Annotated in this window: 7 protein-coding genes; all 7 read right to left on the reverse strand. The window is 42.4% G+C overall.

Annotation, left to right across the window (positions count from 1 at the left end; translation table 11 throughout):
• Positions 1-77: 77 nt before the first annotated feature.
• On the reverse strand, positions 78-950 hold the full coding sequence (locus HWQ42_RS33025) for an FkbM family methyltransferase (protein ID WP_292819697.1): 873 nt from the start codon (positions 948-950) through the stop codon (positions 78-80).
• Positions 951-1,062: 112 nt separating this feature from the next.
• On the reverse strand, positions 1,063-3,624 hold the full coding sequence (locus tag HWQ42_RS33030) for a CHAT domain-containing protein (RefSeq protein WP_292820269.1): 2,562 nt from the start codon (positions 3,622-3,624) through the stop codon (positions 1,063-1,065).
• Positions 3,625-4,040: 416 nt separating this feature from the next.
• The gene (locus HWQ42_RS33035; protein WP_292819700.1) at positions 4,041-5,012 is read right to left on the reverse strand and encodes a calcium-binding protein; all 972 of its coding nucleotides are present in this window, start codon (positions 5,010-5,012) and stop codon (positions 4,041-4,043) included.
• Between the two features lie 675 nt (positions 5,013-5,687).
• The gene (locus tag HWQ42_RS33040; protein WP_292819703.1) at positions 5,688-8,876 is read right to left on the reverse strand and encodes an S-layer family protein; all 3,189 of its coding nucleotides are present in this window, start codon (positions 8,874-8,876) and stop codon (positions 5,688-5,690) included.
• A 249-nt stretch (positions 8,877-9,125) separates the two neighbouring features.
• A complete protein-coding gene (locus HWQ42_RS33045) occupies positions 9,126-13,202 on the reverse strand; it encodes a filamentous hemagglutinin N-terminal domain-containing protein (RefSeq protein WP_292819706.1) in 4,077 nt (1,358 codons plus the stop codon).
• Between the two features lie 558 nt (positions 13,203-13,760).
• Positions 13,761-15,263: an HlyD family efflux transporter periplasmic adaptor subunit gene (locus HWQ42_RS33050; RefSeq protein WP_292819709.1), complete on the reverse strand. Its 1,503-nt coding sequence runs from the start codon at positions 15,261-15,263 to the stop codon at positions 13,761-13,763.
• Between the two features lie 87 nt (positions 15,264-15,350).
• On the reverse strand, positions 15,351-17,570 hold the full coding sequence (locus HWQ42_RS33055; RefSeq protein WP_292819712.1) for a peptidase domain-containing ABC transporter: 2,220 nt from the start codon (positions 17,568-17,570) through the stop codon (positions 15,351-15,353).
• Positions 17,571-17,683: the final 113 nt, after the last annotated feature.

Raw genomic sequence — 17,683 nt, forward strand, 5'->3', positions numbered from 1 at the left:
CGATATAATATAAATTCCAATGCCTGGATACTAAAGTTCTATGTATACGTCCATTGTAAAAAGCTATCGTTGTTTTTTCAGATCGGCGTACCGAACTCTCGCAAAGCATATATATTGCAGATATCAGTACCTTTGAGATATTTTTCTTGCTCTACTATAACTTTATTAAATCCCTTATCTCTCAATAATCTTGAAATTTTCTCTACTCTATTTTCTAGATCGTGTACTTCAAGAACAATCTGTTTAATCTTTGACCAATCTTGTTCTTTGATTCCCAAAAGTACATCTAATTCACTTTTTTCTACATCTATTTTTAGTAAGTCAATTTTATGAATTTTGTACTCTTGTATAACTTCGGATAAAGTTTTTAACTGACAGGTAACTTGTTCTACGATGAAAGCTTTCTTGAATTTATAGTCAAGTATCAACGAAAGCAAGAAACGAGGTATTTTAGTATACCAATATAAAGGCGAAGATAAATCTTTACGATCGCGAATAGCATCGATTTTTTGAAAAGCAGCTTTTTTAAATTTATCTATTTCCTTTTTTGAACCATCTGGGTATGCAGTGGATATAGATGTAGTATTAGGATAGTAAGCAAATGTCTCAACCTTTGATGTTTGTGAAATACCGCAAGCTATTGTCTTTATTTTTTCTGGATCGAGGCTTTTAACATTCTGTTCCAACACTTGATATGTTTGAGGAATAGGCTCAAAGGCATAAATATTTATATTTTTATTACACAATTTGTATACCCATAAAGAGAACATACCAATATTAGCTCCTACATCAAACACTGTATCACCTTCATTTAGTTCAATTCCATATCTAAAATACTCTTGTACTTGCTCGTACATTAAAAATATTTCTTCATTTTTCTGCAGACAAAGAATCTCACTACTATTAGGAAGCCTTACCTTTGGTAAGTTAACTTTTTGATTGAATGACATAAGTTTTAGTTCTAAATTAAAAATATTTAAAATTAGTTCACTACATTCCATAGCCCTCTTGTACTACACTTCAAAAGGGCAATTTCTAGAAACTTCAATAAGTGGATATTCGTCAAAGCCAGTTACCAACTAAAACATAAGGTGCCCAGTAACCAGGACGACTGTAATTGGGATAATCTTTTAACAACTTTACTTGGGCACGACGCAAGGCTTCAGCCTTTGTCACCTTAGTTTTAACTAACTCACGATAAAATTCACCAATTAAAATAGCAGTAGATTTATCACTGATATGCCATAGTGAAGCCAAGGTACTACGAGCGCCGGCTTTCACAGATGCTCCTGCTAGCCCTAGCGTGGCGCGATTGTCACCAGTAGCGGTTTGGCAAGCACTTAACACCAGCATTTCCAAGGCTTCTGAGCGAGTTTGATCTCGACGACGCAGTAGGCTATCAAATTGCGTAACGTTGATCGGCCCATCATCTGCAAGTATAAAAGTATTCTCAACATTAGAACTAAATTGACCGTGGGTTGCCAGATGTAATACATTAAATGGCACAGTATTTACCTTACTCTCTAGGTTTTTGCTGTTGAAGTCTCGATCTAGTAACTGGGTGGTAGATGCGATCGCTTGGGAAATAGAGTCGAATTCTGATTTAATTTCTGGTAGCGGTGGAAATTGCTGTTGAAAGCCTTGTGGTGGTTGCACTAACCCGGCAGCTAGTACATTGAGTTTTGTTTGTGTCAAGGGTTTGAGTGCGAGTAACTGAAGTCCTAAGCTGAGTGCTACAGCGTATTTTTCTACCAGATATTGCTGACCGTCATACAATATAGCCATTGGCACATTTCGCAATATGCCATCCAGTACAAATACAAGGGTTTTGACTCCACCATCTTTTAAATCTGACTCAATTTCCTTGATTAACCACCCATAGACTTCCTGTGATAACGCTTGCACTTCCTCAGTCCGATCGGGTTCTAATATATACTCTCTGAGTTTTTTAATAGTACCTTCTACCTCATTCTGGGACTTATTTACTGTATAATTACGCAGTGGTTGGTTAGGAATTTTGACAATCACTTGCAGTTGATCAGGCAGAATAATTGGATAAATGATTGCGGCTGTGGGATTATCTTTATCTACCACTGTGTCAAGCAAAACAGTTTTGGCATTAATGCAAGCTTCCCGGAAAAAGTCGTCTAATTCCGCTAGTTGCAGTGCTTCAATCCTCTGTCTAGCTTTGTCTAGGATTGGTTCGCTCGGATGAGTTTGCTGGAACTGCAACAATAATTCTACGGACTCTCGATATACAGGTTCTACACTTTCTTTAAAGGAAAACTGGACATCTCGATTCACAACTACTAAGTCACTACGGAGAGTCTGCAACTCACTGATCGCAGTATCATAGCTGGCAATAGCGCCCTCAATCTCTCTTTGCTGTTTTAACAAGCGTCCTAACTGCCAATGCCAACGATAAGCGATATCTGGGGCGTTGATTGTTTCGGCTATGTTAAGTGCCTGTTGGGTGAGGTTCTGGGCTATTGACCATTGTTTAGTTTGCTCGTATACACTGCCCAGAGTCCCAAGGGCAAAGCTCTCGGCTCGTTTATCTGCCAAATTTTGAGCTTGTTGCAAGGCTCTCGCGCAGATTTGAGCGATCGCTTGGGGTGTAGTCCCGAATTTCATCAAGCTTTGAGCTAGATTAATCTGGGCATAAATAGTTGTTACAGAAGCAGGTAGTTGTGTCAATTGAGTTTGAATTTGCGGCAATAGTGTCTGCACGGCGGTTGTTTGTCCCGTGTTCACTAGTAAATTCAACTGATTAACTTGAGCCTGAACTTTGCTAATCGGGTTAGGAGCGATCGCAGCAGCTTGCTGATAGAACTCTATTGCACCCTTAAAATCTTGCTGTCCTTGTGCCGTGTTGCCTAAACTGAACAAAGCCGCGCTCACATCCTGGGGAGAATCCAATTTTTGGGCAATTGACAAACTTTGCTGTAATATCCGACGGGATTGATCCAAATCTCCTGCTAATTGCAAAGCATCCCCGAAAGACCGTAATTCTACTGCTTTACTAACTGAATTAGGTTTTGATTGTAACTGTTGCTGCAATTGAGTCAAGATTGTCAAACCCCGACGGTAAAATCCCAAAACTTGCCATGCTTGAGCTTGATTGATGCGATCGCGGATAATGCCATTGCGATCGCCTAATTGCTTATAGCTGGCTTCCGCACGTTGCCAGGTATTAAGTGCCTGTTCAGCTTGTCCCAAGTCTAGTTGAATACTACCTTGAATATCTAGAATTGGAGCCAAAACCTGAAGATTTTCGGCAGGAGAGGATTTTTCGAGCAACTTCAAGCTATCCGTAATTGCCTGTTGCGCTGGTGGCAAATTACCCATTTTTTGATATGCCAACGCCAAATTACTTAATGCCACAGCTTGCTGTAATTCATTGCCTTGGCTGCCAAAACTTTTAACTGCTTGTTGCAAAACTCTAACTGCTTCTGCAAATTGTCCTGCCTCATACAGCACTTTACCCTGTTGCAGCAAGTCTTGTGTTTGTGCAGGAGGATTTTGGATTGACACTCCAAGAGTTGCGATATTTTGTGTCTCTATAGTTGCAGCAACAGGAAAAGCAATAACGCACAAAAAAGCTGTCACCAGAACCAAGAGCATGAAAACAGGCAACTTATGGATTTTAAAGGGATGAATCAACCATATATTAAATCCGTCACATATCCGTTGCCACTGATTGTTTTTATGAATCTTGGGTTTCATCAGAATTCCTCCCTTGAATCTTGGAGTAACAAATTATTGACCACAAGACATGGCAGAGGGAATAAAAGAACTTTGCACAAATGGAGCCACAAGCATAATATCACCCTTACCATCAACAATCCATCCTTGAGCCTCCACAATCTAATTAACCTGAGTTCGGGATCAGGAAAAGGACAGGTAGCTGAAAATAACAACAAATCCAGTAACCTGTCCTATGTTTTGTCATCTAGATGATTTCTGTAAAGCGTTTTATCATCAATGAACTTGGTCAACTCTTAAATGTAACTCTTACTCCTGTTAACATTAGTCCTGTTTTAAACCAAAACGATGTCAACACTAGGAAGAAATCCGCTCCCTAAGTTGGTTTGGAGAGAGGCAAATTGAACCGATGCGATCGCATCAAACGGAGATTTATCAAAAGACAAAGCACCTGTGCTGTTGTTATAACTAAACTGACTGGTAGAACTCGCACCAAATCCAAATTTAGAAATCTGAATTTTATCTCCTTCAAAGTACTTAAAGTCTGCAATGTAATCAATTCCATCAAACAGAGAGTCGAAGACAAATTTATCGGCTCCACTTCCTCCCAAAAGGTAATCGTTGTCTGTACGACCATTTAAAATATCATTGCCGTCGCCTCCGTAGAGAGAGTCATTACCACTGCCGCCATTAAGATAGTCATCAAATGCCCCGGCATCCAAGACATCATTGCCACCATTACCGTATAGGGTGTCAGTGGTATTGTTGAAGGTAAAATTATCAACTCCGTTACTGCCATTGAAGGAAACTTTTTCGATGTTATTGAAGGAAAAGCTGTACGGATCGCTGACATTAAAGTAGTCGACTACGAGTAAATCAATCCCCGTGCCGCCATCTATATAATCATTAACTCCAGATCCAGGATTAAGGGTATCGTTACCATCGCCTCCGTAGATAGAGTCACTTCCACTGCCGCCATTAAGATAATCATCGAAAGCCCCAGCATCCAAGATATCGTTGCCACCATTACCGTATAGGGTATCAGTGGTGTTGTTGAAGGTAAAATTATCAACTCCGTTACCGCCTTTGAAGGAAATTTTTTCGATATTATTGAAGGAAAAGCTGTAGGGACTGCTGACATTGGAGTAGTCGGCTACGAGTAAATCGATCCCCGTGCCGCCATCTATATAATCATTAAGTCCAGACCCAGGATTAAGGGTATCGTTTCCTCCAAACCCAAAGATACTATCAGTAAAAATACTACCGATAATATTGTCATTTCCGTTAGTTCCACTATAGGTTGGCATTTTAGTTATTCCTCTGAGTAGTAAAAGTAAAAGGTTTTAGTTTTTTGGTTTCAGCAAGGTCTATCTAGGGTGATATTTCATCACATAGAGACGCAATTGGAAGTCCGGTTTTAGCTCGACTTTATCGGTTTTGTTGGTAACAAGATATCTGCAATAAAACGCTAAATAAGGTCTACACTATCCCTGAAACCTTTAAGGGGAGGTAGTTTGACTTAAAAAGCATTTGCCCAAGAGCCAGGGTTTTTGCTGAATAAAGTTGAGCTAAGTGAATCTCCCTGCTGAACTCATATACGATGAGTTTTATTTTTTATGCACCCCAAGCAGAAATTTTGTATTATCGGTCGATAGACTTCTTGCAGAAGTAGGGAAAAGGGCTAATACCAATACTGTTCGGTTAAGCATTTTTAACTTGAAATTGGGCTTTGGGAAAAGGTTACTGGGTTTGGGTTAAAAGCTTTTCTTTTCCCCTTTCCCCAAACCACCACGTTGGCACGGTGATGCCAGTATTGTCTCTGCCTCCCTTGACAGGTGTAAGTAGGTAGGCATAAAAAACTGAACTATGTGAAGACAAGTAAATACGGAGAATAAATCTGCCGAGGTAACTAAAATATATGAGCGCTCGTTTAAGAGTATTCCTGAGTTCGGAATTCCTCCCTGGAATCTTGGAGTAATGAATTATTGACTACAAGACATGGCAGAGGGAATAAAAGAACTTTGCACAGATTGAGCCACAAGCATAATATTACCGTTACCATCAACGATCCATCCTTGAGCCTCCACAATCGGATCGGTAGATTTAGTCATAGATGCAGTAGATGATTTATCCGTGATGGCTGTTACTTGTGCGGGCAAATCTACCCAACCAGTAATCACTGCTCGTCCTCGCAACGGTTCATTAGGATTAAGGGGTAATCCACCGCGTCCGGTAGCGATAAAACGATTAGCGGTTTGTTGTCTTCTGGGAGTGCAACCTTGAGCAATTTGTCGGGATGCATCCACGAGGTTGGAGGGTAGTTGAGTTAATCCGCGACTAGGGTCAGTATCAGGACTGTTGATAGTTACTTCCCCGCTCACCCCTAATTCCGAACTCGCTGTAATGTCACTGTTTTCGGTTGGGCGTTTTTGGGGAACAAGACCAAAAATACCGTTTGTTGTAATGTCAACTTTACCACCAATCCCTGTGAAGGCATTAGCGCTGATATCGCTATTTTCTTTGGGAACAGCGACAATGAAAGGGCTATTAATGATGAGACTACCGCCATTGCCACCGAATTCGCTACTGCCGGCAGTGGTAGAAATTTGACTATGATTGCGTAGTAATAATAAGTCTTGCAACTTCAGGGTAATATTACCACCATTCCCCGATCTGGTTATGGCGGCGATCGCTCCTTGATTATCCAGACTCAGAGAACGAGCTTGGATCTCAAGGTCGCCTGCCGTCCCCGCTCCGGTACTACTGACAGTGACTTCACCTCCATCCCGAACACTCATCTGCTCAGTTTCAATCTTTAAACTTCCCCCACTACCAGTACCTTCTGGCGTCACCGCAGCGGTGATTTGGCTGTTAAAGTTACCATTTGGTGATTTCCCAACGACTTCCACAGATTTCGACGCATGAATTCGCAATCTACCTGCATTGCCCACTCCAGCAGTGCCAACCGATATTATTGCACCACCTCTCACACTCAAGCGATCGGTTTCAATTATTAAATCGCCACCATTGCCTCTAGGTGGAATAACTGTTTCATCTGCGTCTAGTTCAATACCTGCATTGATTCCTGTAGCATAGAGGTTATCAACAGGTGTATCAAATACTTCTACTTCAGAAGCCCGAATTGTGAGATTACCAGCGTCGCCTTGACCAAAAGTAGCGACTTGCACTTTGCCTCCATGACTGACACTCAAGCGTTTTGTCTCAATGGTCAAGTTGCCACCGCGACCCTCACCTCTAGGGTTTACCTGAGCAAATAAGCCAGCAGGATTTTCAATATTAGATGTAAACGATTTGATTTTTCCACTGATTTCCACTGACTCGGCAGCGTGAATAGTCAAATTTCCTGCAAACCCTTTACGGTAAACACTGCTTCCCACTTGACTATCAATGATATTCATGGTGACAGTTTCAATGTTTATATTGCCAGCATTCCCTTGTCCAAAAGTACTGGCAGATAGTTGTCCTTCTCGGACAATCAACTGATTGGTGTTAATTACCAAATCTCCTGCTGTTCCTGTACTCAATGTTTGAGTCACCAAGCTGCTGGGAAAGGGAAATAGACTATTACTATTAGTAGCAGATCCTATCAGTTTAACTGATTGGGAGGCATTTATCGTCAAACTTCCTCCAGCCCCACTACCGCTAGTTCGAGCTGAAATCGCTGCTCCATCTTGGATTAACAACTGATTGGTATTAATCGTAATCTTTCCTGCGGTCCCTGTGCTATAAGCGTTAGAACTTATTTTGCTAGGATACCATCTATTAGGAAACTGGGGAAGAATAGCAGTACCGACTAGCTGCACTGATTCGGCATTTACTGTTATACTCCCTCCAATCCCTTTACCTTCGTTATCGGTTATGATTCCGGCTCCATTTTGGATGAGTAACTGTCTAGTGTTAATCGTGATGTCTCCGGCGTCTCCCACTCCATTAGATGCAGCAAACATACCACTAGAACCTAAATTGGGATTATCTGGAATACCAATTAGTTGCACTGATTCTGAGGCATTCACGATCAAATTTCCTGCCAAACCTGCATTTGTTGTACTAGATGAAATCTTTCCTCCTGCTAAGATTTGTAACTGTCTGGTGTTAATTGTCAGGTTTCCTGCGCTTCCTGTCCTAAAAGTTTCAGCAAATAAACCGCTACGAATTCCAGTAGGTGATTCTCCAACGACTTGCACTGATTCGGAAGCATTTACACTCAATCCTTTTCCAGGTAATGCTCCTAAAGTGCTGGCTTCAATCTGGGAACCTCCACTGACTGTAACTCCTTTACCCCACACCTGAATAGCGCCGCCACCTTCGCCACTGGTACTGACCAAGGCTTGATTACTGAGTGAGATATCGGCTTTAGCTACATTATCAGGAACAATCAAACTCAAATTATTACCATCCACATTCAGTCCAACTGTCCCCTCACCTGCAACTCCTGCCAATTCCACTCGCCCACCCGGAGCATTCAATTTACCTTCGTTGATGGCAATTTCTCCACCCACTAATAGCAAACTCTGACCATCTGGTACTCGTAGACCAAAGATATTATCTCCTGTTGGTGCAATTGACCTGTTTTCAATTCTGCCAGCCTGAAGTTGATTGAATAGCAAAGCGGAAGGATTAACTGTTAGTAATGAAGAAGGAGTCTGAGGATTAGTTGCACTAAATTCCAACCCATTGCCAAATACAAAAGAATTCGCCGTACTCGCTACAAAGGAACCTGCTAAATCCAACCGTGCATTGTTCCCAAATAAAATTCCATTAGGATTGATCAAAAACAAATTTGCGCCACCATCTACCCCCAATGTGCCGAGAATATTGGAGATATTACTTCCCGTCACCCGTGTGAGAATATTGGAGATTCCCGTGGGATTGGCAAAATAAACACGCTGCAACTCACCCACATTGAATTCCTGGAAACTATGGAACAGGTTTGCACCGCGAGTTGCTCCACCATCAATGCGGTCAGCCGGAAGTCCTTTAATATTGACATTGGGAGTGATTATTGAAGAGTTATTATCCAATGTTCCATCAGGCGTAATCTGGGCTAAGGCGTGATTTTCAGAACAAAATATGCCGTGAGCAAGCACTCCAATAATGCCAAAAACTTCTAATAAATCTGAGTGCCAATTCCTATCTTTACAGGTTGTCATATCAGAACCAGCCTCGCTTGCTCATTTCCTACCTGTGAATATGCAATTTTCTTACGCCACAGCTTTGAGCCACATCTTCAAGGGTTTTCAGCTAGCCGTCCCGATCAATTTTTCTACAATTAATTTCAGCAGATATTGTAACTAGATCGGAGTAAACTTTTTAAAACTTAAAATTAGGTAATGCATCTGATTGTTTTGATCGCTCTTGGGTTTCATCGTAATTCCTCCCCCAACTCTTGGAGTAACGAATTATTGACTACAAGACATGGCAGAGGGAATAGAAAAACTTTGAGGAGATTGAGCCACGAGCATAATATTACCATTAGTATCGACAATCCATCCTTGAGCCTCCACAATGCGATCGTCAGATTTGGTCATAGATGCAGTAGATAATTTATCGGTGATGGCTGTTGCTTGTGCGGGCAAATCTACCCAACTAGTAATCACTGCTCGTCCTCGCAGAGGTTCATTAGGACTTTGGGGTAATCCACCGCGTCCTGTAGCGATAAAACGACTGGCGTTTTGTCCTCTTCTAGGAGTGCAACCTTGAGCGATTTGTTGCGATGCATCCACGAGGTTAGAGGGTAATTGAATTAAGCCGCGACTAGGGTCAGTATCAGGACTGTTGATAGTTACTTGCCCACTCACCCCCAATTCTGAACTCGCTGTAATGTCACTGTTTTCAGTTGGGCTTTTTTGCGGAAGAATACCGTAAATACCGTTTGTTGTAATGTCAACTCTACCACCTATCCCTGTGAAGGCGTTAGCGCTGATATCACTATTTTCGTTAGGAACTGCAACGATAAATCTTGAGTTGATATTGATATTACCGCCATTGCCACCTAATTTTTCTGTACCTGCGTTGGTGGAGATTTGACTGTTGCGACGGAGTAAGAGTAAATTACTGTTGACGTTGATGTTACCACCGTTACCGGATGCAGATTCGGCGTTGAGTTTGCCTTGGTTGTCTAAAGTAATTTTGGGTGAGTTAATTTCGATGTCGCCTGTAATTCCTGAACTAGTAGAACTTACAAATAAGCCACTGTTAGCGCTAATATTGTCGATAAATTCAAGAGGAAATTTAGCAATCCTGTCATTGTAATTACGGTCACTACCGCTAACAATCACTCTGTCAGTAGCCCTGAGTGTAATTTTACCTGCACTTCCATTGCTTGAGGTAGTGGTGGCGAGTTGTCCACCATTGAGTGCTTCAAAAATACTTGCATTCACCGTAATATCGCCACCATTTCTATTATTTGCAGTGCTTGCAGATAATAAAGCCCCGTTCCAGAGGCGAAAGATATTAGTGTTGACGGTGATATCGCCACCAATGCCAGTGGAAGTGGAATTAGTAAATGTCAATAAAGCACTAGAAAATCCGCTTTCTTGACTAGTTCCAGAAATAGTTATCACATCTTTTGCATTGATGCGAATATTCCCTGCATTCCCCTGTCCATAAGTTGAGGCAAAAAGTTGAGCGCCATTTGTCATGGACAGTGACCGAGTATCCAGGAAAATATTTCCTCCTCTTCCCTTAGCGATTTCACTCACTGCACTAAAAATACCACTGGGAGAAAAGCCAGTTTGAAATGCATATCTACCAACCCCATCAAAGGATATGCGATCGCGGGCGGTAATAGTTACATTCCCTGCATCTCCTTGCCCTTTTGTACCAGTCTGTATTTCGGCAGAGTTGGTAAATGAGATGTTTTTTGAGCTAATGCGGATATCTCCACCCCGTCCATCTGCTCCTTTTTCTACACTACTAAAAATATTACCATTATCAAAATAAATATCACCCCTGGCATCAATAATCACATTCCCGCTGTTTCCTCGTCCAAAAGTACCCACATCAAGTTCTGCATTATCAGCAATTGAGAGTGAATCAGTAGTGATTTGAATCTTCCCACCATTGCCCTCAGCACCTTGTTGGACATTACTGAAAACACCACTGGAAAGTTTTCTCTCATTAGTGATTCTTAAACCCTTGAAAGAAACGGTATTTACATCAATAATGACATCACCGGCATCTCCTTTACCGTAGGTGCTGGAAGTAAGTTCAGCACCGTTGGTTACAGAAAGTGAGTTTGCACTGATACGAATATCTCCACCTCTTCCCATACCGGTTTGGTTCACATCGTTGAATACTCCACTGACAAATCCAAAATCATCGCCTCCATCAAAAGAGACGTTTTTGCTAGTATTAATAATTACGCTACCAGCATTTCCTTCTCCAAAAGTGGTAGCTATCAGTTGAGCGCCATTGGTAACTGAGAGAGAGTCACTTTTAATACGAATATCACCACCTTGTCCTTTTGCATTTTGTAAGACAGCATTTATGATGCCAGTGAAAGAACCATTAAAAGAGACGTTTTCACTGGCGTTAACACTTATACTCCCTCCATTCCCCTTTCCAGCAGTTGAGGCGGAAAGTTGAGCGCCATCTCGTAATGAGAAGTCACCAGAATCGATGGTAATGTTACCCCCATTGCCAACTGTTCCTGTGGACACACTGCTGAAAATCCCACTGCGAAAACCGTTTTTCTCCCCAGCAATATCAACAGCACCTGTTACCTTAAGATTGACATTGCCTGCATCCCCTCTTCCTGCTGGTTGGGTATCAGATGCACCACGAGTAATGGTTAGCAGAGTGCTATTAGTGAGTGACAAGTTTGCTGCATTGATGTCGATATTGCCACCCTTACCCACACCTCCGGCTTCCACCGTGCTGAAGATGTAAGCAGCATCTGCAAGGTGAACAGCATTTTTTGCACCCACTGTCACATTCCCCGCATTCCCCACTCCAAAAGTTGAGGCAACAAGTTGAGCGCCATCTCGTAATGAGAATGAACCAGAATCGATGGTAATGTTACCCCCATTGCCAACTGTCCCCGTTTCCATACTGCTGCCAATCCCACTGGGAAAACCGGTTTTATCTCCAGCAATATCAACAGCACCTGTTACCTTAACATTGACGTTGCCTGCATCCCCTCTTCCTGCTGGTTGGGTATCAGATGCTTTACGAGTACTGGTTAGCAGTTGAGCGCCATCAATTAGTGAGAGTGAAGTAGCATTGATGTCGATATTGCCACCCTTACCCACACCTCCGGCTTCCACTGTGCTAAGGATGTCACCATTGGCGAGGGAAACAGCATTTTTTGCATTTACTGTCACATTCCCTGCATTCCCCTGTCCATAAGTTGAGGCAGAAAGTTTAGCGCCATCACTTAGAGAGAAGTCACCAGAATCGATGGTTATGTTACCTCCATTGCCTTTTGATCCCAAGGGCACAAAATTGCGAATTCCGCTTTTAGAACCTGCAATTTTGATTTCCCCGGTAGCATTTAGCGTAATATCCCCAGCAACAATTTCAGGTGTACCCAAACCTACCCCAATACCAGCAGATAGCCCACTTCCTCCTAAAATCTCTAAATTGCGGGCATTGATTGCAATATCACCGTCACCAGCCCCTTCGACATATATAACTGCTTGATTGGTAAGCGATACCGAAGCACGAGTCACATTATCAGGAAATTTCAAGCTGAGATTATCCCCACTAAAAACAAGTTTGACATTTCCAGGTGCTGCTAACCCCCCTAATTCAACTCTCCCACCATAAGCATTTAACTGGCCGCCATCCATGCTGATATTACCGCCCACTAGCAGCAAACTTTTACCATCTCCTACTCGTAAACCAAATGCATTAAAACCTGCGGGATCTATTCCTACTGGTGCGACTGAGTTGTTTTGAATCGGTGCAGCAGTAATTTGATTGAATAACAAAGCGGAAGGATTAACTGTTAGTAATGGGGAAGGAGTCTGAGGATTAGTTGCACTAAATTCCAACCCATTGCCAAACACAAAAGAATTTGCCGTACTCGCTACAAACGAACCCGCCACATCCAGCCGTGCATTCTTCCCAAATAAAATGCCATTGGGATTGATAAAAAATAAATTTGCGCCACCATCTACCCCCAGTGTGCCGAGAATATTCGAGACGTTACTTCCCGTTACCCTTGTGAGAATATTTTTAATTCCTGTGGGATTGGCAAAATAAACACGCTGAGATTTTTCGACATTGAATTCACGAAAACTATGGAACAGGTTTGCACCGCGAGTTGCTCCACCATCAATCCGGTCAGCAGTACTACCTTTAATATTGACATTGCGAGTGACTTTTGAAGAGTTATTACCCAATGTCCCATCAGGGGTAATCTGGGCTAAGGCGTGATTTTCACAACAAAATATGACATGAGCAAGCACTCCAATAATACTAAAAACTCCTAATAAATCTGAGTGCCAATTTCTATTTTTACAGGTAGTCATATCAGAATCAGCCTCGCTTGCTCATTTTTATCTGTGAATATGTTACATTCCGTTACACATTGGTTGCCCGAATTCAATCAACGACTGCCCGAATTCAATCAACGACTGCCCGAATTCAATTAACGACTGCCCGAATTCAATTAACGACTGTCCGAATTCAATTAACGACTGTCCGAATTCAATTAACGACTGCCCGAATTCAATTAACGACTGCCCGAATTCAATTAACGACTGTCCGAATTCAATCAACGACTGTCCGAATTCAATATAGGAATTTAGCAAACTTGCTTTTATTAAACACAAAAGCGATGGCTTTGCCAACGCCAAGGGCGAAAACGCAACAGTTCAACTGATACAAAGCGTAGATGCTGCATCGGTGAGGGAGTCGCAGTCTTCTCCCAAGGGGAGACAATTAGTAGGGGCGGGTTTCCCGACTTGAGACGACTGTTGTCGACTCTGCCGACTTGTACTCCTACGGAGAAGCAAGTGGTGTGAGGGTTAGGGTAGGGTAAAAAATATATGCGATCGCAGGCAGTAATAGTTACATTAAAGAAAAAGTTACAAATTACTAATCAACCTCGCCTTACGGAGAAAGAATTGCAGCACAGTTTCTTCACGGGAAATAATATCAACCCTACCCTCCATACCCAATTGAATGTGACACTGGTTTTTCCCTTTACCTAAAACCAGAGTTTCCGGTTCAATTGTGACTTCATAGAAAGCACCAGGCGCAGTAGCTTTTGGGCTAGTAGTCCCATTCATCGATGTATTTGTGCCATTCTTTTGAGGAGCGCTCGCATCTGGAGAAATGGTCTGCACTTGACCATTTAGAGTACCATAATCTGGGTAAGGACAAGCGCTGACTCGCATTTGGACTTTTTGACCAATTTTTAACTTACTTTGATCTTCAGATGCCACGGCAGCTTTCAAAACTTGAGGTGCATCAGTGGGGACAATTTGCAATACTTCCTCGCCAGGACGCACAGTTTGACCTGGGTTTCGCAGATTGAGTTGGGAAATGATACCATCGGCAGTAGCTGCGATCGCAGTTTGAGCTAAATCTATTTTGGCTTGTTTGAGTTCGCTAGTATCACGCTCTAACTGCTTTTCAATTTCAATCCGTTGCTTAACTAAGGCTTGGCGTTCCTTTTCTATTGTTGCTTTGTTGCTTTCCCCTCCGGCTTTTTCTTGAGCAATTCGCTCAGTAGCAACAGTTACTGCTGCATTACTTGGATTTACGGCAACTTGGGCGCGTTGTCTTCTGGCAATCACCGCAGATACCGCTTGTTGTAATCGTTCAATTGTCTGTTTTTGCGCCTCCACTGCCGCTTGTTGCGCCTTTACCGCTTGCTCTTGCTGTCTGGCAGATAATTGTGCTTCTTCCAATTGATCCTGAGATAGCGCCCCTTGGTTGGCTACACTTTCATATCGCTTCTGTTTTGACTGGGCTACACCCAAAGCGGCTTCAGCAGCATGGAGATTTGCTTGTGTTGTTTTTAACTGTGCTTCCCCAGCCAGCAATTCTTTTTCAGCAATTTTGACGTTGGCATCAGCTTCTTGGAGTTCGGAAACAGTGGTGAGATTTTTATCTTGATATTCGCGACGGCGACCGCTCAATTCCGCTTGTGCGCCAGTAATAATCCGGTTAAGGCGGTCAGTTTCGGCTTGAATCTGGCTATTAAGGGAACTAATCTGGGCATTGATTTGCACTAGTTGTAACTGAGATTGTTGAATACTAGTTTGCAATTGGCTTTTTTTGGTTTGCAGACGGGAGTCATCGATAGTTGCGATCGCATCTCCTTTTTTGATAAGCTGATTTTCTTTGACATAAATGTGCATAACCTGACCTTCAGTTGCCGCTTGCACAATTCGCAATTCACCCGCCGGACGCACAACCGCCTGTGCTTGGACTGTAACCTTATATTTACTAATAGCAGCAAGTGGCACAGCTAGTCCGAGAACGCAGAGAATAAACATTCCGCCCCATGTTGTCCAACGAGTAATTGGTGGGAGAAATTCGTTTGTTTGAATTGGGGGGAGAAAATTTGTGTTGCTAACCATGATGTAATATGAATAAACCGCAGAGGCACAGAGAACACAGAGAAAGAGAAAACAGAGATTTTTACAACTGCTAAACGAATTGCTATCTTAATTAATAGTGGCAGTCTTGCCGTTATGATGAGCCGGGGAAGATATCAGCGCCAACCCATTATGAGAGGGAAAAATATCATCTAAGAAATCTAAATGTTCGCCAGGTAAAGAGCGCAATTCTTCTGGTGTCCCTTGAATTTTTAAGCGTCCTTGTTCTAAAAATACAATTAAATCTGCTCTCTGTATTACCTTGGGACGGTGACTAATTAAAATAGTCGTTTGATTGTGACGATGGGATAAAAGTCTATCTAATACTTGTCTTTCGCTTACTGGGTCGAGTGCGCCTGTGGATTCATCTAAAATTAAGACTGCTGGCTGAGTAACTATGGCTCTGGCTATGGCTAATCTTTGGCGTTGTCCACCAGAAAGATTTGCCCCAAATTCTCCTAAAACAGTTTGATATTTATCAGGGAGTTTGCTAATAAATTCATCTGCACCTGCAATTTGACAAGCTTTGACAATTTCTTCAAAACTAATATGGGGATAGCTAAAGTTGAAGTTATCAATAATAGAACGACTCCAAAAGTGGGGTTCTTGAGGAACTAATACCACTTGTTGACGCAAACATTCTAAGGATAAATCTTGCTGATTATATAAACCATAACGAATATTGCCAGACTCGACTTTATATAAGCCAGTTAGCAATTTTGCCAGGGTACTTTTACCACAGCCAGATTTGCCAATTAAAGCAATAACTTTACCGCCAGGAATAGTTAAGGAAAAATCTTGTAAGAGGTCAACTCTACCTGCGTGATGAAAGTTAAGTTCAGTGCAAGTAATATCTGCATTTCTAGGAATTTGTGCCCAAGGCTTTTTAAAGTCATTTTCGGACTCTGGGGTAGCATCAATAACTTCTGTCATCCGTTGCAGGACTATCTGGGCTGTGATAAACTCATCTACTAAGCCGATCGCAGCACCTAAGAAGCCGAGAAAGTTGCCACTCATGCCGTTATATGCCATTAATTGACCAATTGTTAAGGTGCGATTAATGACCAAATAGCTACCCATCCAAAGAATGCCAATACTAATGAAGGTGGAAAGAATGCCAGTAACTGTACTGCTATAGAGTCCCAGTTTCATCATACTCCAGCCCAAGTTGGCAAGGCGACCATAATTCCCTTGGTATTCTGACCAAGCTTGGGGAGTGGCTTGGGTAGTTTTTAATACTTGGATGCCGCGAAATGTTTCTACCAGAAAGCCTTGGTTTTCTGTACCAGAAACAATTAAATTTCGGGTTTTCTGCCGCATCGCGGGTAAGAAAAGCAGGTTAACACCTGTGACAACCATAAATGCAACTATGGAAGCGAGAGTTAGTTCCCAACTGTAAAAGAGCATAAAACCCAAGGAAATTACAGCAATAAAGAATTGACTGGGTAATCCCAGGACAATTTGGGAAACTAAGTTATTGATGGCTTTGACATCGGCAATGCGGCTGACAACTTCTCCACTGCGTCGTCCTTCAAAGTAGGATAGGGGTAAATGTAAGAGTTTGCGTCCGTATTCTAGAATTAGTCCTAATTGCAATCTTTGACCGAAGTGACCGATAAGGTGAGATTGGACTAAACTAATGGCGCTTCTAATTAAGTTCATGGCGATAACGCCAATGGCCACAGTCGTTAGTAGTTGGGTATCACCTCGTACTAAGACATCATCGGTGAGGAGTTGCATCATAAAAGGAGATGCCAAAGAAAGCAGTCCAATGGCGATGTTAATGGCGATCGCTTGAGCGAGAATAGAACGATAAGGCCAAACCCGTTGCAGATATCTTCCCAGACCGCCAATTTTATCTGATTCTTGTTGATAAAAACGACTGTCGTCTGGAGTCAGTAGTAACATTACGCCATTATTCCAACCTGCCATTAATTCTTGACGGGTAAGATGACGAATACCAACGCCAGGGTCGGCGATAACGTATTTTTTGCCTTTTTGTCCGTATAATACCACCCAGTGGTAGCCTTTCCAGTGGATAACTGCTGGTAAAGGAGCTTGATCTAATTGGTCAATTAATTGGGGACTGGCTTTAACTTGGCGGGCATTGAATCCTAGTACTTCTGCACCCCGCTTCAATCCCAGCAAGGATGTTCCTCTAGAACCTGTACCTACGGCTTCTCGGACGCGGTTGAGGGTAAATGTGCGTCCGTAGTGTTTGGCAATGGTGGCAAGACTCGCAGCCCCGCAGTCTTCTTCACTGTGTTGGAGGACTATTTGGTATTTCATTGTCAAGACGAATGGTGATGGAAAAAGAGAAGTCGGGGAGAAAACCCCGACTAGAGATGATATTTAGTTTGTTAAACCTAAACATCTGAGTACTGGGCTATTTCTGCAAAGTT

The sequence above is a fragment of the Nostoc sp. JL23 genome (genome assembly GCF_017115065.1).
Lineage (GTDB): Bacteria > Cyanobacteriota > Cyanobacteriia > Cyanobacteriales > Nostocaceae > Nostoc > Nostoc punctiforme_A.